The organism is Phenylobacterium sp., assembly GCF_016793225.1.
GTDB lineage: Bacteria > Pseudomonadota > Alphaproteobacteria > Caulobacterales > Caulobacteraceae > Phenylobacterium.
Map to the genome: position 1 here is coordinate 13,794 of NZ_JAEUMN010000087.1, position 18,308 is coordinate 32,101.

22 protein-coding genes are annotated in these 18,308 nt (G+C 71.1%); 15 read left to right on the forward strand and 7 right to left on the reverse strand.

The features are described 5' to 3' along the window. The first annotated feature begins 156 nt into the window (after window positions 1-156). Genes cobA through JNK30_RS10555 form a run of 6 tightly spaced genes read left to right on the forward strand, consistent with a single transcriptional unit; the run spans window position 157 to window position 5,082 of the window. Entirely contained in the window at window positions 157-993 is an 837-nt protein-coding gene (gene cobA, locus JNK30_RS10530) for a uroporphyrinogen-III C-methyltransferase (protein WP_293482189.1), read from the forward strand. Further along, window positions 990-1,352, forward strand: a complete 363-nt coding sequence (locus tag JNK30_RS10535; RefSeq protein WP_293482190.1) for a DUF2849 domain-containing protein — start codon at window positions 990-992, stop codon at window positions 1,350-1,352. Before cobA ends, JNK30_RS10535 begins: the two co-directional genes overlap by 4 nt. A gap of 7 nt (window positions 1,353-1,359) precedes the next feature. Next, window positions 1,360-3,015, forward strand: coding sequence for a nitrite/sulfite reductase (locus tag JNK30_RS10540; protein ID WP_293482191.1), 1,656 nt, complete (start codon window positions 1,360-1,362; stop codon window positions 3,013-3,015). Further along, a complete protein-coding gene (locus JNK30_RS10545; RefSeq protein ID WP_293482192.1) occupies window positions 2,999-3,496 on the forward strand; it encodes a DUF934 domain-containing protein in 498 nt (165 codons plus the stop codon). The genes JNK30_RS10540 and JNK30_RS10545 overlap by 17 nt, the downstream gene beginning before the upstream one ends. Continuing rightward, entirely contained in the window at window positions 3,496-4,242 is a 747-nt protein-coding gene (locus tag JNK30_RS10550; protein WP_293482193.1) for a phosphoadenylyl-sulfate reductase, read from the forward strand. Before JNK30_RS10545 ends, JNK30_RS10550 begins: the two co-directional genes overlap by 1 nt. Before the next feature lie 12 nt (window positions 4,243-4,254). Continuing rightward, a complete protein-coding gene (locus JNK30_RS10555) occupies window positions 4,255-5,082 on the forward strand; it encodes a ferredoxin--NADP reductase (protein WP_293482194.1) in 828 nt (275 codons plus the stop codon). 33 nt (window positions 5,083-5,115) lie between these two features. Here the strand turns inward: JNK30_RS10555 and JNK30_RS10560 are convergent, their stop codons facing one another. Continuing rightward, on the reverse strand, window positions 5,116-5,649 hold the full coding sequence (locus tag JNK30_RS10560) for an AAA family ATPase (RefSeq protein ID WP_293482195.1): 534 nt from the start codon (window positions 5,647-5,649) through the stop codon (window positions 5,116-5,118). Window positions 5,650-5,849: 200 nt separating this feature from the next. After that, the gene (locus JNK30_RS10565; RefSeq protein WP_293482196.1) at window positions 5,850-6,329 is read right to left on the reverse strand and encodes a 3D domain-containing protein; all 480 of its coding nucleotides are present in this window, start codon (window positions 6,327-6,329) and stop codon (window positions 5,850-5,852) included. A 185-nt stretch (window positions 6,330-6,514) separates the two neighbouring features. Between JNK30_RS10565 and JNK30_RS10570 the strand changes: the two genes are divergently transcribed. From JNK30_RS10570 to folD, 4 genes are all read left to right on the forward strand, one after another. Continuing rightward, a complete protein-coding gene (locus JNK30_RS10570) occupies window positions 6,515-7,099 on the forward strand; it encodes a glutathione S-transferase family protein (RefSeq protein ID WP_293482197.1) in 585 nt (194 codons plus the stop codon). 652 nt (window positions 7,100-7,751) lie between these two features. Next, a complete protein-coding gene (locus tag JNK30_RS10575) occupies window positions 7,752-8,756 on the forward strand; it encodes a S1/P1 Nuclease (RefSeq protein ID WP_293482198.1) in 1,005 nt (334 codons plus the stop codon). Then, entirely contained in the window at window positions 8,756-9,238 is a 483-nt protein-coding gene (locus JNK30_RS10580; RefSeq protein ID WP_293482199.1) for an NUDIX domain-containing protein, read from the forward strand. The genes JNK30_RS10575 and JNK30_RS10580 overlap by 1 nt, the downstream gene beginning before the upstream one ends. Beyond that, window positions 9,235-10,125, forward strand: coding sequence for a bifunctional methylenetetrahydrofolate dehydrogenase/methenyltetrahydrofolate cyclohydrolase FolD (gene folD / locus JNK30_RS10585; RefSeq protein ID WP_293482200.1), 891 nt, complete (start codon window positions 9,235-9,237; stop codon window positions 10,123-10,125). Before JNK30_RS10580 ends, folD begins: the two co-directional genes overlap by 4 nt. A 26-nt stretch (window positions 10,126-10,151) precedes the next feature. Here the strand turns inward: folD and JNK30_RS10590 are convergent, their stop codons facing one another. Genes JNK30_RS10590 through JNK30_RS10610 form a run of 5 tightly spaced genes read right to left on the reverse strand, consistent with a single transcriptional unit; the run spans window position 10,152 to window position 14,240 of the window. Further along, a complete protein-coding gene (locus JNK30_RS10590; RefSeq protein WP_293482201.1) occupies window positions 10,152-10,649 on the reverse strand; it encodes an SRPBCC family protein in 498 nt (165 codons plus the stop codon). Window positions 10,650-10,706: 57 nt separating this feature from the next. Beyond that, window positions 10,707-11,339 (reverse strand): ABC-type transport auxiliary lipoprotein family protein, encoded by a 633-nt coding sequence (locus tag JNK30_RS10595; RefSeq protein WP_293482202.1) that lies wholly within the window; start codon window positions 11,337-11,339, stop codon window positions 10,707-10,709. Next, window positions 11,336-12,307, reverse strand: a complete 972-nt coding sequence (locus tag JNK30_RS10600) for an MlaD family protein (protein ID WP_293482203.1) — start codon at window positions 12,305-12,307, stop codon at window positions 11,336-11,338. The genes JNK30_RS10595 and JNK30_RS10600 overlap by 4 nt, the downstream gene beginning before the upstream one ends. Further along, window positions 12,307-13,119, reverse strand: coding sequence for an ABC transporter ATP-binding protein (locus JNK30_RS10605; protein ID WP_293482204.1), 813 nt, complete (start codon window positions 13,117-13,119; stop codon window positions 12,307-12,309). Before JNK30_RS10605 ends, JNK30_RS10600 begins: the two co-directional genes overlap by 1 nt. Then, complete coding sequence (locus tag JNK30_RS10610) at window positions 13,116-14,240, reverse strand: ABC transporter permease (RefSeq protein WP_293482205.1); 1,125 nt, start codon at window positions 14,238-14,240, stop codon at window positions 13,116-13,118. The genes JNK30_RS10605 and JNK30_RS10610 overlap by 4 nt, the downstream gene beginning before the upstream one ends. A 237-nt stretch (window positions 14,241-14,477) precedes the next feature. On the opposite strand from JNK30_RS10610, the gene JNK30_RS10615 reads away from it, so the two are divergent. The 5 genes from JNK30_RS10615 (at window position 14,478) to JNK30_RS10635 (ending at window position 18,284) form a co-directional block, all read left to right on the forward strand. Continuing rightward, window positions 14,478-14,792, forward strand: a complete 315-nt coding sequence (locus tag JNK30_RS10615; protein ID WP_293482206.1) for a hypothetical protein — start codon at window positions 14,478-14,480, stop codon at window positions 14,790-14,792. A gap of 121 nt (window positions 14,793-14,913) precedes the next feature. Beyond that, complete coding sequence (locus JNK30_RS10620) at window positions 14,914-15,846, forward strand: hypothetical protein (protein WP_293482207.1); 933 nt, start codon at window positions 14,914-14,916, stop codon at window positions 15,844-15,846. A gap of 75 nt (window positions 15,847-15,921) precedes the next feature. Continuing rightward, on the forward strand, window positions 15,922-17,232 hold the full coding sequence (locus JNK30_RS10625) for a citrate:proton symporter (RefSeq protein ID WP_293482208.1): 1,311 nt from the start codon (window positions 15,922-15,924) through the stop codon (window positions 17,230-17,232). Window positions 17,233-17,351: 119 nt separating this feature from the next. After that, on the forward strand, window positions 17,352-17,870 hold the full coding sequence (locus JNK30_RS10630; RefSeq protein WP_293482209.1) for a MaoC family dehydratase N-terminal domain-containing protein: 519 nt from the start codon (window positions 17,352-17,354) through the stop codon (window positions 17,868-17,870). A 3-nt stretch (window positions 17,871-17,873) separates the two neighbouring features. Beyond that, complete coding sequence (locus tag JNK30_RS10635) at window positions 17,874-18,284, forward strand: MaoC/PaaZ C-terminal domain-containing protein (RefSeq protein WP_293482210.1); 411 nt, start codon at window positions 17,874-17,876, stop codon at window positions 18,282-18,284. Window positions 18,285-18,308: the final 24 nt, after the last annotated feature.

Genomic DNA, 18,308 nt, shown 5'->3' on the forward strand with positions numbered 1-18,308 from the left:
CCGGCAGAAGTCCTTGGGTTGCGAAGTGGCCTCTCGACGCACTTATTGCAAGCGTCCGCCGCTGTATCGGCCCTTTTCAGCGGTGGGCGGTCGGCGGGGCGGGCGTCAGTCCGTCCCGTCGTGTTTGTAGGGTCGCCGCGTCGTTAGAGAAGCTAAATGGGCCAAGGCCGCGAACACGAGAAGCGAAGCGACCGCCTGGTGGTCCTCGGGGGGCGCGGAGCTCGCCGTCCCGGCCGTGTGGCGCTGGTGGGCGCGGGTCCCGGCGATCCCGAACTCCTGACGATCAAGGCCCTGAAGGCGCTGCAGGCGGCCGAGGTGGTGGTCCACGACGGCCTGGTGACCGACGAGATCCTGGGCCTGGCGCCGGCCTCCGCGCACCGGATCAGCGTCGCCAAGCGCAAGTCGCGCCACGCCTACAGCCAGGACGAGATCAACCGGATGCTGGTGGCCTTCGCGCTCGAAGGCCTCGAGGTCGTGCGCCTGAAGGGCGGCGACCCGTTCATCTTCGGCCGCGGGGGCGAGGAGCTGGAGGCCTGCCGCGAGGCCGGCGTCGAGTGCATCGTCGTCCCCGGGGTCACGGCGGCGCTCGCGGCGGCGGCCGGAGCCGGCGCCCCGCTGACCCATCGCGGCTCGGCCCAGGCGGTCACCTTCGTCACCGGGCACGCCAAGGCGGGCGGCGAACCCGATCTCGACTGGGAAAGCCTCGCGCGGGCGAACCAGACGGTCGTCGTCTACATGGGCGTGTCCATGGCCCCGGCGATCGCGGCGCGCCTGCTCGCCGCCGGGCGCGACGGCGCGACCCCGGCCCTGGTCGTCGAGAACGCCAGCCGCCCCGACGAGCGGCGGTTCACCACCACGCTGGCCGGCCTGCCCGACACGGCGGACGCCGTGCGCGGACCGGCGCTGCTGATCGTCGGCGAGGCCATGGCGCTTGCCCGTCCGGGTGAAGCCTCGCCGCGCCTCGAAACCCTGCTTCGGGAGGCCCGCGCATGAAGGCGCTCACCGCCAATCGCCTGACCGACGGCGAGGTCGTGTTCTGGAAGGACGGCGCGTGGGTCGAGCGCTTCGCCGACGCCCAGCTCTGGTCCGACGACGACGCCCAGGCCGTGGAGGCCGAGGCGCAGGGCAAGAGCCAGGGCACGACCGTGGTCGACGTCTACCTGATCGACCTCGTGGAGTCGGAGGGCCTCTGGGCGCCCCTGAGCTACCGCGAACGCATCCGGGCGCTGGGCCCGACGAACCATCCGCACCACGGCAAGCAGGCCGAGGGCGGGGCGGTGATCGAGGCGCTGCAGCACGCCAGCGGCGCGGCGCGCTCGACCGGCCGCGTCAACCTGATCAAGCGGAAGTAGGGCCGCCATGTACCAGTACGACACCATCGACAAGGAGATGCTGGCCGACCGGTCCGCCGAGTTCCGCGGCCAGGTCGCGCGCCGGCTGTCGGGCGAGCTGACCGAGGACCAGTTCAAGCGCCTGCGCCTGATGAACGGCCTCTACCTGCAGCTCCACGCCTACATGCTGCGGGTGGCCATTCCCTACGGCTCGCTGAACCCGACCCAGCTTCGCAAGCTGGCCTGGATCGGGCGCACCTACGACAAGGGCTACGGCCACTTCACCACGCGCACCAACCTCCAGTTCCACTGGATCAAGCTGAAGGACGCGCCCGACATCCTGGACCACCTGGCCAGCGTGGACATGCACGCCATCCAGACGTCGGGGAACTGCATCCGCAACACCACCACCGACCCCTACGCCGGGGCCACGGCCGAGGAGGTGGACGATCCGCGGGTGTGGGCCGAGGCGATCCGCCAGTGGTCCACCTTCCATCCGGAATTCACGTTCCTGCCGCGCAAGTTCAAGATCGCCATCACCGCCGCGCCGAAGGACCGCACGGCGGCGCGGGTGCACGACATCGGCCTGGTGCTGAAGCGGGCGCGCGACGGGGCGCTGGGCTTCGAGGTGATCGTCGGCGGCGGCATGGGCCGCACGCCGCACATCGGGCCGACGATCCGCGAGTTCCTGCCGGTGAACCGGCTGCTCTCGTACCTCGAGGCGATCCTGCGCGTGTACAATCGCCACGGACGCCGGGACAACATCTACAAGGCCCGGATCAAGATCCTCGTGGCGGCGCTCGGCAAGGACGAGTTCGCCCGGCAGGTCGAGGCCGAGTGGGCCAAGATCGGCGAGGCGGTCGACCTTCCCGACACCGAGCTCGCCCGCATCCGCGGGGCCTTCGCGCCCCTGGGCTTCGAGACTCTGCCCGAGCGCTCGGAGGCGTTCGAGACCGCCAAGGCCTCGACGCCCGCCTTCGCCCGCTTCGCCCGCAACAACGTCAAGCCGCACAAGAAGTCCGGCTACGGCATCGTCGAGATCAGCCTGAAGGCGATCGGCGAGACGCCCGGCGACGCGACGTCCGACCAGATGGAGGTAGTGGCCGACCTGGCCGAGCGCTTCGGCCAGGGCGACATCCGGGTCACGCACGAGCAGAACCTGGTGCTGCCGCATGTGAAGCTGGACGACCTGCCGGCGGTGTGGGCGGGCCTCGAGGCCGCCGGCCTCGCGACCCCGAACATCAACCTGGTCAGCGACATCATCGCCTGCCCGGGCCTGGACTACTGCGCCCTGGCCAACGCCCGCGCGATCCCGATCGCCCAGCACATCGCCGAGAAGTTCCGCGACCAGGATCGCGCCGAGCAGGTCGGCGAGCTGAAGATCAAGATCAGCGGCTGCATCAACGCCTGCGGCCACCACCATGTGGGCCACATCGGCATCCTGGGCGTCGATAAGAAGGGTGAGGAGTTCTACCAGCTCACCCTCGGCGGCTCGGGCGCCGAGGACGCGGCGGTCGGCTCGATGCTCGGCCCGGCGCTGCCCTACGAGAAGGTGGCGGACGCGGTGGACACCCTCGTCGACGTCTACCTGCGCGAGCGCAAGGACGGCGAGCGGTTCCTGGACACCTTCCGGCGCACGGGCGTCGCGCCCTTCAAGGAGGCCGTCTATGCCGACGCTCATTGAGATCCGCGACGGCGTGGCGAAGACCGTCGCCGACGCCTTCACCCACGTGGCCGACGACGAGGACATGGCGACCGGCGACGTGATCCTGTCGCTGGCCCGCTTCCAGTCGGACGGCGACCGGCTCCTCTCCGAGGGGCGGCGGCTGGGCGTGCGGCTGAAGAGCGACGAGCAGGTCGAGGCGCTGGCCTACGACCTCCCGCGCCTCACTCTGGTGGCGCTGGAGTTCCCGAAGCATCTGGACGGCCGCGCCTACTCGAACGCGCGCCTGCTCCGCGAGCGCTTCGGGTTCAAGGGCGAGGTCCGCGCGGTCGGCGACGTGCTGCGCGAGCAGGCGCCGTGGATGATCCGCGTCGGGTTCGACGCCTACGAGCCGGCCGACGGCTCCAGCGCCAACGAATGGCAGGCGGCGGCGCGGCGCTATCGCCATGCCTACCAGCGGGCCGCCGACGACCGGCCTGTCGCGTTCGAGGAGCGTGCGTGATGAGTTTGGCCTACGACGATTTCGACGCCAGCGGCGCGACCGCGCTTCGGCTCGACGCCGAACTGCGGCGGGCGCACCCACGGACGGTCCTCGAGGCCGCCGTCGAGAGCTTCGGCGACCGGCTGGCGCTGGTCTCTTCGTTCGGCGCGGAGTCGGCCGTGCTGCTGGACATCGCCGCCAAGGTGAAGCCGGACATCGCGGTGCTGTTCCTCGACACCGGGATGCTGTTCGGCCAGACGCTGGACTACCGCAAGACCCTCGCCGAGCGCCTGGGCCTGACGAACGTCCGCGACCTGCGCCCCCAGTACCAGGACCTCGCCACCGGCGATCCTCAGGCGAAGCTCTGGCAGACCGACACCGACGCCTGCTGCCACATCCGCAAGGTCCTGCCGCTCGACCGGGCGCTGGGCGAGTTCGACGCCTGGATCACGGGCCGCAAGCGTTTCCATGGCGGCGACCGCCTGAACCTGCCGGTGGTCGAGCACGCCGACGGCAAGGTGAAGTTCAATCCCCTGGCCAACTGGGGCAAGGCGGACCTCGACGCCTACGCGGCCGCCCACGATCTGCCCCCCCATCCGCTGGTGGCCCAGGGCTTCCCCTCGATCGGCTGCTGGCCGTGCACCTCGCCCGCGGAAGAGGGTGAGGACGTCCGCGCCGGCCGCTGGAAGGGGATGGACAAGACCGAGTGCGGCATCCATGTGGCCCGTGCGCCGGGGACGCCCAACAACGTCGGCGGCGACATCTAGGCAGTATCAGGAATGAACGACGTGACCCTCGCCCCGCCGGCGCCCGCCGCCGCGACCAAGGCCTCGGCCGCCTTCTATGTGGAGACGGTGACCTGGGTTCAGCACTGGACCGACACCCTGTTCTCGTTCCGCACGACCCGCGATCCGGGCCTGCGCTTCGCGAGCGGCCAGTTCGTGATGGTCGGGCTGATGCTGGAAACCGGCAAGCCGCTGGTGCGCGCCTACTCCATCGCCTCGCCGTCCTGGCACGAGGAGCTCGAGTTCTACTCGATCAAGGTGCCCGACGGTCCGCTCACCTCGCGGCTGCAGCACCTGAAGGTCGGCGACCAGGTGCTCATCGGCCGCAAGCCCACCGGCACCCTGGTGCTGGACGGCCTGAAGCCCGGCAAGCGGCTCTACATGCTGGGCACCGGCACCGGGCTGGCGCCCTGGCTGTCGCTCGCCCGCGAGCCTGAGGTCTATGAGCGGTTCGACGACGTCATCGTCACCCACACGGTGCGCGAGGTGGCCGACCTGAATTACCGCGAGCTCTTCGAGCGCGACCTCCCCAACGACGAGATCCTGGGCGAGATCATCGGCGGCAAGCTGAAGTACTACCCGACCGTCACGCGCGAAGAGTTCAGGACCCGCGGCCGGATCACCGATCTCATCGAGAGCGGGCAGATGTTCCGCGACCTGGGCCTGCCGCCCTTCGACCCCGCCGTCGACCGGGTCATGCTGTGCGGCGGACCATCGGTTCTGGTCGACCTGAAGCAGCAGCTGCTGGATCGCGGCTACGTGGAAGGCTCGATCTCGCAGCCCGGCGACTTCGTGCTCGAGCGCGCGTTCGTCGAGACCTAGCGGCCGCCCGCGCGCCGCTCGCCGCGGCGGCCTCTAGGCCGAGTGGGCCAGGACGAATGCCGCGCGGTCCTCGACGCTGGCCTTCGGAACGATGACCGGCGCGTAGCCGAGATCAGGCAGCGTGCGCACGATCCGCTCGAACACGGCCTCCATCTCCGACCAGTCCTGCCGGCGTTCCGCGTCCGGCGCGTAGATCTCGCGCCACGGCGGGAAGACGAACACGCGGCTGTTGTACCGACGCGAGGCCAGCGCCTTCAGCAGGGCCGGGGAGGGCAGCGCGCCGTTCGCGCCGTGCATGTCCATCAGGCCCCGGTCGAAGAAGACCCGCCGCGTCTCGTGCGCGAGGCCGTCGAAGGTGGCGATGTCGCGCGCGGTGGTCAGGTCGCAGCAGGCGGCCGGGTCGATCCACGGCACGGCCTGTCCTCCGGCGGCGACCTGTTCCCGGATCACCGCGCGGATGTTCTCGGCCGCCACAAGCTCGCCACGCGCGCGCAGGTGCTCGATCAGCGTGGTCTTGCCCGTGCCGCCGCCGCCGGTGAAGACGTGGAAGTTGGACTTTTCGATCAAGCTGAGTTGCCTTTCGCGCACCGGCCTAGCCTTTGCGCTCCCCCTAGCGAGCGTCCCGGCGAATGCCGGGATCCAGATGGGAAGGCGCGGGCGCAAGAAGGGGAGGCTCGGAGCCCTTCCAAGCCGGCCTCAGAACCTGTGATCTGGGTCCCGGCATTCGCCGGGATGCTCGGTAGGTCTGGGGGCTTGGCCGCCGCGCCTCAGCGCGGGGGGCAGCCGTCGAACTTGCCGACCTTGACCGCCGTCAGCGTGGACAGGTTCAGCTTCTGCATCGGCTGCATCGAGGCCTTGCCGTGGCCGGTGTAGAGGTCGATGCGCTGGCCCTTGATCGCGCCGCCGACGTCGGAGGCGTACCAGTAGCCGTCGTGCGGCTTCCCGTCGGGCATCTTCAGGCCCACGGTCTCCTTGATGAAGATCACCGTGCGGCGCGGGATGATGTTCTTGTCGACCGCGATGGTGCGCATCGGGACGACACGGCAGCCCAGCGAGTCGAGCGCGCCCACGCCCTTGGCGCCGGCGTGATAGAGCGTGGCCTTGACGTTGAACACGCCGGTCCCGGGCAGGGCGCCCGAAATCATCGAGGTGAGTAGGTCGCCCACGGGATCGTTGTTCGCGGCTTGCGCGTTGGACGCGATACCGATGGCGGAAATGACTGCCAGGGCGGCGAGGCGGCGTCGCATTGACGGCGTCTCCTTCGTCGTTGAACTGGTGGCCGGAGTCCTACCGGCTGAGCTCGCCCGGGGCAACCCCCGATGGCCGTCTTGCCGCATGCTGTGAGTTTTCCTTACACCCCGGGGCAAGCCTCCTTGCTTGCTGCCCGAGAGAAATCGGCCCAAGGCAGCGCTTCGCATCAGGAGGGCAGGTCGTGAAAATCTACGGGGACAGCAAGTCCGGAAACTGCCTGAAGGTGAAGTGGACGGCCGATTTCGTAGGCCGCGCCTACTCCTGGATCGAGACCGACATCATGGTGGGCGAGTCCCGCACGGAGGCCTTCCTGGCGATGAATCCGGCGGGGCAGGTGCCGGCCGTGGTCCTCGACGACGGCCGCCCGCTGGCGCAGTCGAACGCCATCATCCTGCACCTGGCCGAGGGCTCGTCGCTGATTCCCGTCGACGCCTACGATCGCGCCCGGATGCTCGAGTGGATGTTCTGGGAACAGTACAGCCACGAGCCCTACGTCGCCGTCGCCCGCTTCCAGGTGAAGTACCTCGGCAAGCCCGTGGCCGAGTTGGAGAGCCGGATCGTCGAGCGGGGCGCCCAGGCGCTGGCCCGGCTGGAGCTGGGGCTGCAGAGCTCCTCGTTCCTTGTGGGCGAGACCCCGACGCTCGCGGACGTGGCGCTCGTCGCCTACACCCGCTGGGCGCATGAAGGCGGCTTCGACCTGGCCGACTACCCGGCGGTGCGCGGCTGGGTGGCCCGGGTCGAGCAGGCCCTGCGCATCCGCGACTAGAGCGTGTACTCATAAGCTGGGATCAGGTGGAAGCGCCTTAAACGGACCTCGTGAAGGTCAGAGATGGGTGGTTTGCGGACCTAGGGCTCCAGCCCGCGCTCGAATTGGTGGTCGTCAGAACGCGCATCCTCCCGCGCGAAGAATGTTCTGGCGGCTTCCTCTTCAGGAGCGCGGCCTCGAAACGGCAAGACTGGCCCCCATTTCCAGAAGGCAACCGATAGCGCTCCGCCAATCGCCAGGTACATCACAATCAGTCGAGCCCCTGACGGAGCGCCGAGCGCGACGTAGTGGGCCCACCAAGCCAGCGCCGTAGTGGCGAACCACGCCACAACTAGGAGCGATAGTGCTGCGAAGAACGCCAGCCTTCTTGCGGCCTGTGCCCGTCGCGCGCGTCCCTTCCAATCCGTCATTCGTGCCCCGTGCTTACGGTCAAGCTGCTCTGTCTGCCGAATGTCCGCAACGGGTCGAAAGCGGTCATCGCTCACGCGGCGACAAGCGGACCTCAGCGGGCGTGATGAGTAACACGACCTAGAGCGCGTTCCGCGCTCGAGCCCTTGGTTTGGAGCCTCATTGTCCCGTTCGGACGGCTCCTTCCGAACGGATGAGGCTCGAGGCGCTTGCGCCTGTCACGCGCCCACGCGAAACGGAGGGCATGAAACACCTCCTCGCGCCGGCCGTGGCCGCGCTCGCCCTCGCGCTCCCCGGCTCGCTGCTCGCCTGGGGCAACACCGGCCACCGCATGCTGGGCGAGCTGGCCATGCGCGCCCTGCCGGCCGAGGTCCCGGCGTTCCTGCGCACCCCCCAGGCCGCCCGCGACGTCGGCGAGTTCTCGCGCGAGCCGGACCGGTCCAAGGGCTCGGGCCGCATGCATGGCCATGACCGCGACGCCGCCCACTTCATCGACCTCGACCCCGAGGGCCGGCTGCTCGGCGGACCGCCCATGCTGCCGCTCGCGCCCACGCGCGCCGAGTTCGAGACCCAGCTCCGGGCCGCCAATCTCGACCAGTGGAAGACCGGCTATCTGCCCTACGCCCTCATCGACCGCTGGCAGCAGCTCACCACCGACCTCGCTTACTGGCGCGTGCTGGACGCCGCGGAGAAGAACCCGAAGTGGGCCAGGAACCGCGTCTGGTTCCGGCAGGATCGCCTCCGCCGCGAGGCCCTCGTCCTGCAGACGCTGGGCGAGCTCTCCCATTTCGTCGGCGACGGCAGCCAGCCCCTGCACGTGACCGACAGCTACAACGGCTGGAGCGGCCCGAACCCGAAGGGCTACACCACCGCCAAGATCCACGGGCCGTTCGAGAGCGACTTCGTGCAGGCCTATGTGAAGGCCTCGGACGTCGCCGGGCGCATGACGCCCCTGCGCCTCTGCAACTGCCCGTTCGAGCAGCGCGTCGGCGAGTACCTCGTCGCCACGGGCCGGCAGGTCGTCCCCTTCTACGAGCTGGAGAAGGCGGGCGGCCTCGCGCCGGGCGACCGTCGGGGCGTGGCCTTCGCGTCCGCGCGCCTGGCGGTGGGCGCCTCGGAGCTGCGTGACGTGATCGTCGAGGCCTGGCGCGCCAGCGAGAACCGGCAGGTGGGCTGGAAGCCTGTCGCCGTCCGCGACGTCCTGGCCGGCAAGGTCGATCCCTATCCAGCCCTCTACGGCATCGACTGATGCCGGCCCCCCAGTTCGGCGAGCCGCCGGCCGGCTACACGCCCGCCGACCGGCCGGCCGCCTTCTGCGTCATCGAGCGTGACGGTCTCGTCGCGCTCGTGGAGGTGGCCTGGGAGGGCCGGGGCCTCCTGCTGCACCTGCCGGGCGGCGGCCTGGATGAGGGCGAGGACGAGGCCGCCGCGGCCGTGCGCGAGTGCGGGGAGGAGGCGGGCCTCGCGGTGACGCTGGAGCCGGCGCCGTTCCTTCGCGCGGACCACTACTTCCTGCACCACGACGGCGTGGTCCGAAACACGCGCGGCGCCTTCTTCGCCGGCCGCGTGGCCGCGGAAGACCCCGCCCTGAAGACCGAGGCCGACCATCGGCTGGTCTGGATGGCGCCGCACGAGGCGGTGGTCCGGCTGGAACGCGAGGCGCATGCCTGGGCGGTCGCCGCCTGGCTGCGATTGCGCGCGCGCGCCCCAGGGTCTAGCAGCGCGCCATGACGGCGAGAATCATCGAAGGGCTGCCGGTGGCCGAGCGCATCCGCGCCGAGGTCACGGCCGAGGTGGCGCAGCTGCGCGCCGAACATGGGCTGCAGCCGGGCCTGGCGGTGGTCCTGGTGGGCGACGACCCGGCCTCGCAGGCCTATGTGAAGTCCAAGGGCGAGCAGAGCCTCGCCGCCGGCATGCACTCGGTCACGCACCGCCTGCCGGCCGACACGCGCCAGGACGAGCTGATCCGCCTGGTGGCCGACCTGAACGCCGATCCGCTGATCCACGGCATCCTGGTGCAGCTGCCCCTGCCGTCGCACCTGGACGAGAAGCCGGTCATCTCCGCCATCGACCCCGACAAGGACGTGGACGGCCTGCACGTCGTGAACGCGGGCCGTCTCACCGTGGGCGAGCCGGCCCTGACGGCCTGCACGCCGGTCGGCTGCATGGTCCTGATCCGCGACACCCTGGGCGACGTGGCCGGCAAGCACGCGGTCGTGGTGGGCCGTTCGCGGCTGGTGGGCAAGCCGATCGCCCAGCTTCTCCTGGCGGCCGACTGCACGGTCACCATGGCCCACTCCAAGACGCAGGACCTGGCGGCAGTGTGCCGCAGCGCCGACATCCTCGTGGCCGCCGTCGGCCGGCCGCGCATGATCCGCGGCGACTGGATCAAGCCAGGCGCCACCGTCATCGACGTCGGCATCAACCGGGTGCCGTTCGACAACCCCGAGCAGGCGGCCCTGGGCAAGACGAAGCTGGTGGGCGACGTCCACTACAAGGAGGCGCTCGAGGTCGCGGGCGCGATCACGCCGGTTCCCAAGGGGGTGGGGCCGATGACGGTGGCGATGCTCCTGCAGAACACCGTCACCGCCGCGAAGCGGATCGCCGGCGTCGACTGACCGACCGGATCGGGCCCGCGGCCGGCTCAGGGCAGCCGTGTCCTGTAGGCCTCCCGCGCGGCCTTGAAGGTCTCGAAGGGGAACTTGACCGGCACGCCTTCGAGGGCGGCGGCCAGCATGTCCAGGTGAGCCTCCCAGCCCGCGCAGCTCCGCGCCACGTCATCCCCCTCGGGCAGCCGGAGCACGAGCGTCAGGCGGCAGCCGTCCAGCAGCGCGCTCAGGGTCCAGGTCATCCGACGCGTGGGCTCGTCCGGGCCGCTCCAGGAGTATTCGAGCAGGTGGTCGGGCTCGTAGAGGGTCACCTCGGAGTCGATCACGATGCCGCTGTCCACGAAATCCAGGCGCGCCCGGCCGCCGATCCGGGGCTCGATGGTTCCCGGGGCGAGCCATTCCGGCAGCCGGGCCGCGTCGGTCAGCATGCGCCAGACCTCCTGCGGCGTATGGTCGAAGTCGCGCGTGAACTCGCAGCGGAAGCCGCTGTCAGCCCGAGTGATCCGCGCCAGGTCCTGTTCCGCGATGTCCATGCGCCACCTCCGTCTTCGGGAGCTTGGCGGCGCGATCGGCGTGCGCCTTGACGCGGCTCAAACCGGCTGGGCCTGGGCGTTCGTCCAGGCCACCACCTCGCGCAGCACCTCGGCCACCGCGCGGTCGTAGGCCGCCACGATCGCCGTCACCCGGTTGTCCGCGGCAGGAACGCGCTTCTCGAAGATCTGCTCGCGCACCATCTCGCGGTCGGTCCCCCGCGTGATCGCGGCGCGCACGCGGACGATGACCGTCGGCGCGGCCTTGGGCCCCGCCGTGTAGTGGGTCTCGAAGTTCCGCACGTCCAGGCGCAGGACATAGGCGGCCGAGGCCGGCTCGCCGCGCGACAGGATCCGCACCGGGCCGGGGTCGGCGTCGAACGCCGCCAGCACCGCCTCGTCCCACAACACCGTGGCCGGCGCGACCCAGCGCGTCTCGGCGACGTAGGCCGCCTTGCCGTTGGTGATCGTGAGCAGCCGGTCGCCCGCGGCCTCGCGCTGGAAGGTGGCGCTCGCCCGCAGCACGCCCACCGAGCCCTGGGGCGCGGTGACGGCCTCGGCGGCCAGCGGCTGGCCGAAGCGGTAGAGGTGCGCCGGCTTCGACTTGGGCAGCAGCGACACGCAGCCGCCGAGGGTCAGGGCGGTGACGGCGAGGGCGGCCGCCGCCGGCGCGAGGGTCCTTCTGCGGATCATTGGGGCACCTTCACCTCTTGCGCCGCACCCTTGCCGAGCGCGCCGGTCGGGCTGGACTGGATGTCGTTGACCAGCCGCTCGAGGGACTCCGCGGCGGTCTGGAGCTGGATCAGGGCGGCCGTCGCCTGCGGCAGGCCGTTGGTGGCGAACTCGGTCGTCGGTCCCTGCAGGCGGGCGATCATGGCGCGGGCGTCCCGCGCCGCGGCCGAAGCCTCCTCGGCGGCGTCGGCGACGTTGGAGATCGCGCGCTTGCCGTCGCCCTCCACCAGCCCGCGCGTGGACGCCGACAGCTTGGCGATCTCGTCCGCGGCGGTGTCGATCCGCTGCACCGCGCTCTGCAGGTCGGCGATGATCGCCTTGCGCTCCCGCAGTTCGGCGGTGAAGGCCTGGGTGTCGGACAGGGCCGCCGAGAACGTCTTGATGTTCTGGTCGGACAGCACGCGGTTCACCCGGTCCAGCGCCTCGATGGTGCGCGTCAGCACCGTGCCGCCGCCCTCGAGCAGGTCCGAGATGGCCGAACGCTGGCTCTTCAGCACCGGGATGCACTCCTCGCCGATGCGCCGCCGCCGGGTCTCGCACTCGGCCTCGGCGTTGTCCTTGAGAAGCTGGCGCGTGCCGGTCCCCGAGGTGATCTGGACATAGTTGAGTCCGGTGATCCCCTGGGGCTCCAGGGTGGCGTAGCTGTCGACGCGGATCGGCACGTCCTCGGTGACGCGGACGCGGGCGATGACGTTGCGCGGGTTGGTCTGGTCCAGCGCGATCCGGACGACCTCGCCCACCTTGATGCCGTTGAAGTGGACCTCGCCGCCTTCGTTGAGGCCCCGCACCGGTCCCTGGAAGACGACGTCGTAGAGGTCGTACTCGGCGTTGATGCGCAGGCGGGCCAGCCAGACGATGAACACCGCCAGGGCCGCCGTCAGGATCAGCGTCGAGAGGCCCACGAGGGCGTAGTTGGCGTTTCTTTCCATCAGGCGTCAGCTCCAGCTCGGGCCTGGCGCGCGGCGCGGCCGCGGGGCCCGAGGAAGTACTCGCGGATCCAGGGGTGGTCCGAGGCTTCCAGCTCGCGCACCGGCGCGTTGGCCACCACGTGCTTGTCGGCCAGGACGGCGACGCGGTCCGTGATCTCGTAGAGGGAATCGAGGTCGTGGGTGATCATGAAGACGGTGAGGTCCAGGCTGGCCGCCAGGTCGGCGATCAGTTCGTCGAACGCCGCCGCGCCGACGGGATCGAGACCGGACGTGGGCTCGTCGAGGAACAGCAGCTCGGGGTCGAGCGCCAGCGCCCGCGCCAGCCCGGCCCGCTTCTTCATGCCGCCCGAGAGTTCGGCCGGCTTCAGGGCTCCGGCCTCGGGCCGCAGGCCCACCATGGCGATCTTCACGTCGGCCAGCTCGTAGGCCTCCCGGCGCGACATGGCGGTGTGTTCGAACATCGGCGCCGCGACGTTCTCGCGCACGGTGAGGTTCGAGAACAGCGCGCCGCCCTGGAACAGGACTCCCCAGCTCCGCTCCAGCTCGCTCCACGCGCTCTCGTTGGCGCGGCGCAGCTCCTGGCCGAAGACCCGGATGCTGCCCGCGGCCGGCTGCTGCAGGCCGATGATGCTGTTGAGCAGCACCGACTTGCCGGTCCCCGACCCGCCCACCACCCCCAGCACCTCGCCGCGCGGGACGACCAGGTCGAGGTTGTCGTGGACCACATGGTCGCCGAACGCCGTGCGCAGCCCGCGCACCTCGATGGCCGGAGCGTCGTCGTCGAGGATCGGCCCGTCGCCCGGCCCGCTCACAGGTCGAGCTCCATGTAGATCAGGGCGAACGCCGCATCGAGCAGGATGATGGCGAAGATCGCATGCACCACCGCGGCGGTCACCCGCCGGCCGAGGGACTCCACGTCGCCGCCCGTGAGCAGGCCCTGCCGGCAGCCGATGCCTGCGACCACCGCGGCCATCACCGGCGCCTTCGAGAGCGCGATGTAGAAGTGGTTCACGCCCACGCTGTCGACGATGCGCTGCAGGAAGAACGTCGGGCCCAGGCCCAGCGTCGTCCAGCTCACCATCAGGCCGCCGAGCAGACCCGCCAGCGTGGCCACGAAGGTCAGCAGCGGGATCGTCAGGATCAGGGCGATGAAGCGGGGCAGGACCAGGGCCTCGAACGGGTCGACCCCCATGACGCGCATGGCGTCCACCTCCTGCTGCATCTTCATCGAGCCCAGCTCCGCAGCGAACGCCGAGGCCGAGCGCCCCGCGAGCAGCACCGCCGTGATGACGATGTTGAACTCCCGAAGCACCGCCACGCCGACGAGTTCCACGACGAACACCTCGGCGCCGAACTGGCGCAGCATGTTGACCCCGATCAGGCCGACCACCGCGCCGATGAAGAACGTCGTGATGGCCACGATCGGGATGGCGTCGAGCCCGGCGCGCTCCATCTGCGAGAAGATCGGCGCCCAGCGGATCCGGTGCGGGCGCACGAAGAGATTGAGGAACGTGCGGAACGAGACCACCAGCAGCCGACCGAGGAACCCCATGGTCGACAGGAACTCGTGCTGCAGGTCGATCACGCCCTTGCCGATGCGGATCGTCAGGTTGTGGAAGCCCTGGGGCTCCCGGCGGATCACCGGCTTCACCTGGACCGCCTTGTCGACCAGCTCCAGCAGGCGCTGCATCTCGGGACGGCCGCGGACCCGCTCGGGCGAATAGCCCTCGCCGACGGCCTTGGTGATCGCGTACGCGCCCGCGGTGTCCATGCGGCGGACGCGGGTCAGGTCCACATCGACGCCGCGACCGCCCGTCGCCTTCGCCAGCGCCTGCCCGGCGTCGCCCAGCTGCGCCGTGGTCCAGTCGCCGCTGAGAATCGCCGTGGGGCGATCCGTCGCGGAGTCCATCTCGAATGCGGCGGGTTGCTGCATGGGGTCTTGTCCCGGCGTCTGGCGCGGCTGTCCAGCTTTGCGTTCGGGATCGTCCTCCCTGGTGAACGTCGCCCGGGGCTCCGGGTCGAGGCCCAACGTGCATATGGCGAAGGTTGTTCCGCCCTCAATTGCGGCGCAAGGCTGGGGCTACGGTCAAGCTCGGCCTAGATTTGGTCCAAGTCACTTCGGAAAGGGACCCCGGGGGCGCTTGTCGCGTTTGTGTTGGATGGAGGCTCCGTGACCCGCCAGATCGATCTCGCCGGGGCGTCCGGCACGCGTTACCGCTATACGCCGATGGACGAGAACCGCTTCCTGCCGCCGGCGGGGGCGAACTACGTCATCGCCGAGCTCACCGACGACGGCGCCACGGTCGTCTACGCCGGCGAGACCGACAACCTCGCCAGCCAGACGTGGCGTTCGGATCTCGAGCGCGCCCGCCGCAAGTACGCCGCGGCCACGGTGCTCACGCGCCTGAACGTCACCCGCGCCGTGCGCGAGGCCGAGCGGCGCGACCTCATCGACGCCTACCACCCGCCGCTCAACGGCGCCTGACGGCGGGGTCCGGCCTTCCCTGGGAGGGCCGGGCCATCCCGCACGATTTCGCCGTGATGCTGGCGCGTCCCGGCCGGCCTGGGCCATAGTCCTGACCAACTCGGCCGCGAGTTTCCCGCCCATGGCATCCGAACCGGACGACAATCCCTTCGTGCGCAACAGCGCCTGGCCGAAGATGCCCCAGGCGCCCTTCCGCGTGGGGCCGTTGCCCAAGGCCCAGGCGACCGCGCCGGCAAGGCCGGGCCCGGAGGCCGACGTCGCGCCGAAGGCGGAAGGCGAGGGGGCGCCGCCCCCGCCGGCCCCGGCCGAGCCGCGGAAGATCACGCCCGTGTTCGCCCGCCCCACCGGCGGCGGCGCGCCGGCCTTCTCGGGCATGCCCATGGCGGCGCCCCTTGCGCGCGCCCCGGTCCAGACTCCGCCGGAGCCGGCGCCGGCGCCCGTGCCGCACAGCGCCGAGCCGCCCAGACTCGCGCCCGAAGCCGTCGCGCCCGAACCCCTCCCGCCCAAAGCGCCCGCGCCCGAACCGCTGGCGGAGGCGCCCATGGTCGCGCCGCCGCTTCGCGCCGCCGCCGCCCGCAAGGCTCCGTCGCGGCTGCCGGCCCTCGCCGCGACGCTGGTCGTGGCGGCGGGCCTGGGCGGCCTCGGCTACGTCCTCACGCGGTCGGACGACGCCGCGCCCGCCGCCCCGTCCGCTGTCGAGGTCGCCGCCGCCCCGCCGCCGGCGCAGCCCGCCCAGCTCGCGCAGTCCGCCCCGCCGGCCGAAGCCGCCGCGCCGTCCCCGCCGGCGCCCTCGCTCGCCGCACCCGTCGCGGCGCCGGCGGCGTCCTCGACCCGGCCCGCGCCTGCGCCGCGCGCCCCGTCCGGGGTGGCGATCCCGAGGCCCGCGCCGTCCCGCGACGCCGCCGAGGCGGCCGAGGAGGCGATCACGGCGCCCGTCATCGCCCTGCCGCCGCCCGCGCGCGTCGAGCCTGAGCCCGCGCCCGAACTGCCGGCCTACCGCCCGCCGCCGCCCCCGGATCCCGGCGCGCCGATGACGACCACGCGTCCCTACTGACCCCTTTCGCCGCGCGCCGCTTGCCCCGGCGGGCGCGGTCGTGGTCACTTCGCGGCGGACCGGGGAGGGGACCGCTTGACCGAGGGAGCGCTCGCCCTTCTGGGCTTCGCCATGGTGGCGACGTTCATGACGCTGATCATGACGGGCCGCCTGGCGCCGCTGGTCGCCTTGATCCTCGTCCCGGTCGCCTTTGGCCTTTTCGCGGGACACGGCCTCGACCTGGGCGCCATGGCGCTGGACGGCGTCACCCGCATCGCGCCCACGGGCGTGATGATCATGTTCGCGATCCTCTACTTCGGCCTGATGATCGACGCGGGGCTGTTCGATCCCGTCGTGCGCCGCCTGCTGGCGGTCGTGCACGGCGATCCGGTCCGGGTGGTGGTCGGAACGGTGGTGCTGGCGGTGCTCGTCTCGCTCGATGGCGACGGCTCGACCACCTACATGGTCACCGTCGCGGCGCTCCTGCCGCTCTACGTCCGCATGGGCCTCGATCCGCGGATCATGGCCTGCCTGATCATGCTCTCCAGCGGCGTGCTGAACCTCACCCCGTGGGGCGGGCCCACCGCGCGCGCCGCCGCGGCGCTGCAGGTGGACGCCGGCGCCATCTTCCGCCCGATGATCCCGGCCATGGGCGTCGCGGTGCTGTGGCTGCTGGCCCTCGCCTGGTTCTACGGCCGGCGCGAGCGTCGCCGTCTGGGCGTCCTGGCCCTGGCCCCCGCGGGCCCCGATCCCGGGGTCACGGTCTCGTCCGACCCCCACGCCCGCCGGCCGCGGCTCCTCGCCGTGAACGCCGCCCTGACGGCGGCGCTGCTGGCGGCCCTGGTCGCCGGGGTCGTGCCCCTGCCGGCGCTCTTCATGGCCGGCTTCGCCGTCGCCAGCCTGGTGAACTACCCGCGCCCGGCCGACCTGCGCGCGCGCATCGCCGCCCATGCCCCGAACGTCATCGCCATGGCCGGCCTGATCTTCGCCGCCGGGGTGTTCACGGGCGTCCTCGCCGGCACGGGCATGGTCGAGGCGATGCCCAGGAGCCTGCTGGCGCTGATCCCGCCCTCCATGGGCCCCTACATGGCCTCCATCACCGCGGCGCTCAGCCTGCCGATGACCTTCTTCATCTCCAACGACGCCTTCTACTTCGGCGTGCTGCCGGTGCTGGCCGAGGCGGGGGCGAGCTACGGCGTCGACAAGGCGGCCATCGGCAGCGCGTCGCTGGTGGGCCAGCCCTTCCATCTGCTGAGCCCGCTCGTGCCCTCGACCTACCTGCTGGTGAGCTTGGCCGGCGTCGAGTTCGGCGAGCACCAGAAGTTCACCCTGCCCTGGGCCGTCGCGACCTGCGCCGTGCTGGCGCTGGCCGCCATGGCGGGCGGCGTCTTTCCGTTCCGCGCCTGACGGCGTCCGCGGGCCACGGGCGCCGCAACGTCACGCGGATCGACGGTTGACGAGCGCCGCGCGGGTCGCCTCACTTGGAAGGAACGGTATTCAACAACAACGAGAGGGAGGGCGCTTACATGGCCGCCAAGACGTTTCCCATCGAGGCCGGGCACATCATGATGTTCGCCCGGTCCATCGGTGACCCCAATCCCGTCTACTACGACGCCGAGGCCGCGAAGAAGACCGAAGCCGGCGGCGTCATCGCCCCGCCCACCTTCGTCCAGTCGAGCGCCCAGTTCGATCCCGACTACTTCCTGCGGCCGAAGATCGGCCAGCCCTGGTTCGGGTCGGGCAAGAACCCCACCGGCATCACCCGCGCGCCGGGCGGCGGGGGAGGGGGCGGCGGTGGCGGCGGCGGCCTCCACGCCGAGCAGCACTACGAGTACCACCGGCCGCTGCGCGCCGGCGACGTGCTCACCGCCACCACCTTCCCGGGCAAGACCTGGGAGAAGGAAGGCAAGCGTTCGGGCAAGCTGGTCTTCTCCGAAAGCGTCACCGAATACCGCAACCAGGACGGCGAACTGGTGGTCACGGCCCGCGGCGTGGGCGTGCGCACCGAGCGTCCGGTCGAGCAGCCCGCGAAGAAGGAGGCCTGAGCCATGCCGCTGTCCGCAGCCAAGCTGAAGGTGGGCGACGTCCACACCGCGCGCCTCGTCGAGGACCTGAAGCGCACCCAGATCGTCCAGTACGCGGGCGCCTCGGGCGACTACAACCCGCTGCACACCGACGAGATCTTCACCACCAAGGTCGCCGGCTACCCGTCGGTGTTCGCCCACGGCATGCTCACCATGGGCATGACCGGCAAGATGCTGACCGACCTCGTCGGCGACGGGCGCCTCACCAAGTACGGCGTGCGCTTCACCAGCCAGGTCTGGCCGGGCGACACCCTGGACGGCTCCGCCACGGTCACCGAGGTGGCCGACGGCATCGCCAAGTTCACCGTCTCCACCAGGAACCAGGACGGGATCGAGGTGCTCTCGGGCTACGCCGAGGCCCGCGTCGACCCCTAGCGGCTCCCGCATCGCCGGCCGGCG

Coding starts and splice junctions, on each gene's coding strand:
- JNK30_RS10630 (WP_293482209.1), top strand. CDS start 17,352: ATGGCCGCCAAGACGTTTCCCATCGAGGCCGGGCACATCATGATGTTC.
- JNK30_RS10575 (WP_293482198.1), top strand. CDS start 7,752: ATGAAACACCTCCTCGCGCCGGCCGTGGCCGCGCTCGCCCTCGCGCTC.
- JNK30_RS10580 (WP_293482199.1), top strand. CDS start 8,756: ATGCCGGCCCCCCAGTTCGGCGAGCCGCCGGCCGGCTACACGCCCGCC.
- JNK30_RS10550 (WP_293482193.1), top strand. CDS start 3,496: ATGAGTTTGGCCTACGACGATTTCGACGCCAGCGGCGCGACCGCGCTT.
- JNK30_RS10545 (WP_293482192.1), top strand. CDS start 2,999: ATGCCGACGCTCATTGAGATCCGCGACGGCGTGGCGAAGACCGTCGCC.
- folD (WP_293482200.1), top strand. CDS start 9,235: ATGACGGCGAGAATCATCGAAGGGCTGCCGGTGGCCGAGCGCATCCGC.
- JNK30_RS10535 (WP_293482190.1), top strand. CDS start 990: ATGAAGGCGCTCACCGCCAATCGCCTGACCGACGGCGAGGTCGTGTTC.
- JNK30_RS10590 (WP_293482201.1), bottom strand. CDS start 10,649: ATGGACATCGCGGAACAGGACCTGGCGCGGATCACTCGGGCTGACAGC.
- JNK30_RS10595 (WP_293482202.1), bottom strand. CDS start 11,339: ATGATCCGCAGAAGGACCCTCGCGCCGGCGGCGGCCGCCCTCGCCGTC.
- JNK30_RS10600 (WP_293482203.1), bottom strand. CDS start 12,307: ATGGAAAGAAACGCCAACTACGCCCTCGTGGGCCTCTCGACGCTGATC.
- JNK30_RS10555 (WP_293482194.1), top strand. CDS start 4,255: ATGAACGACGTGACCCTCGCCCCGCCGGCGCCCGCCGCCGCGACCAAG.
- JNK30_RS10565 (WP_293482196.1), bottom strand. CDS start 6,329: ATGCGACGCCGCCTCGCCGCCCTGGCAGTCATTTCCGCCATCGGTATC.
- JNK30_RS10635 (WP_293482210.1), top strand. CDS start 17,874: ATGCCGCTGTCCGCAGCCAAGCTGAAGGTGGGCGACGTCCACACCGCG.
- JNK30_RS10610 (WP_293482205.1), bottom strand. CDS start 14,240: ATGCAGCAACCCGCCGCATTCGAGATGGACTCCGCGACGGATCGCCCC.
- JNK30_RS10620 (WP_293482207.1), top strand. CDS start 14,914: ATGGCATCCGAACCGGACGACAATCCCTTCGTGCGCAACAGCGCCTGG.
- cobA (WP_293482189.1), top strand. CDS start 157: ATGGGCCAAGGCCGCGAACACGAGAAGCGAAGCGACCGCCTGGTGGTC.
- JNK30_RS10540 (WP_293482191.1), top strand. CDS start 1,360: ATGTACCAGTACGACACCATCGACAAGGAGATGCTGGCCGACCGGTCC.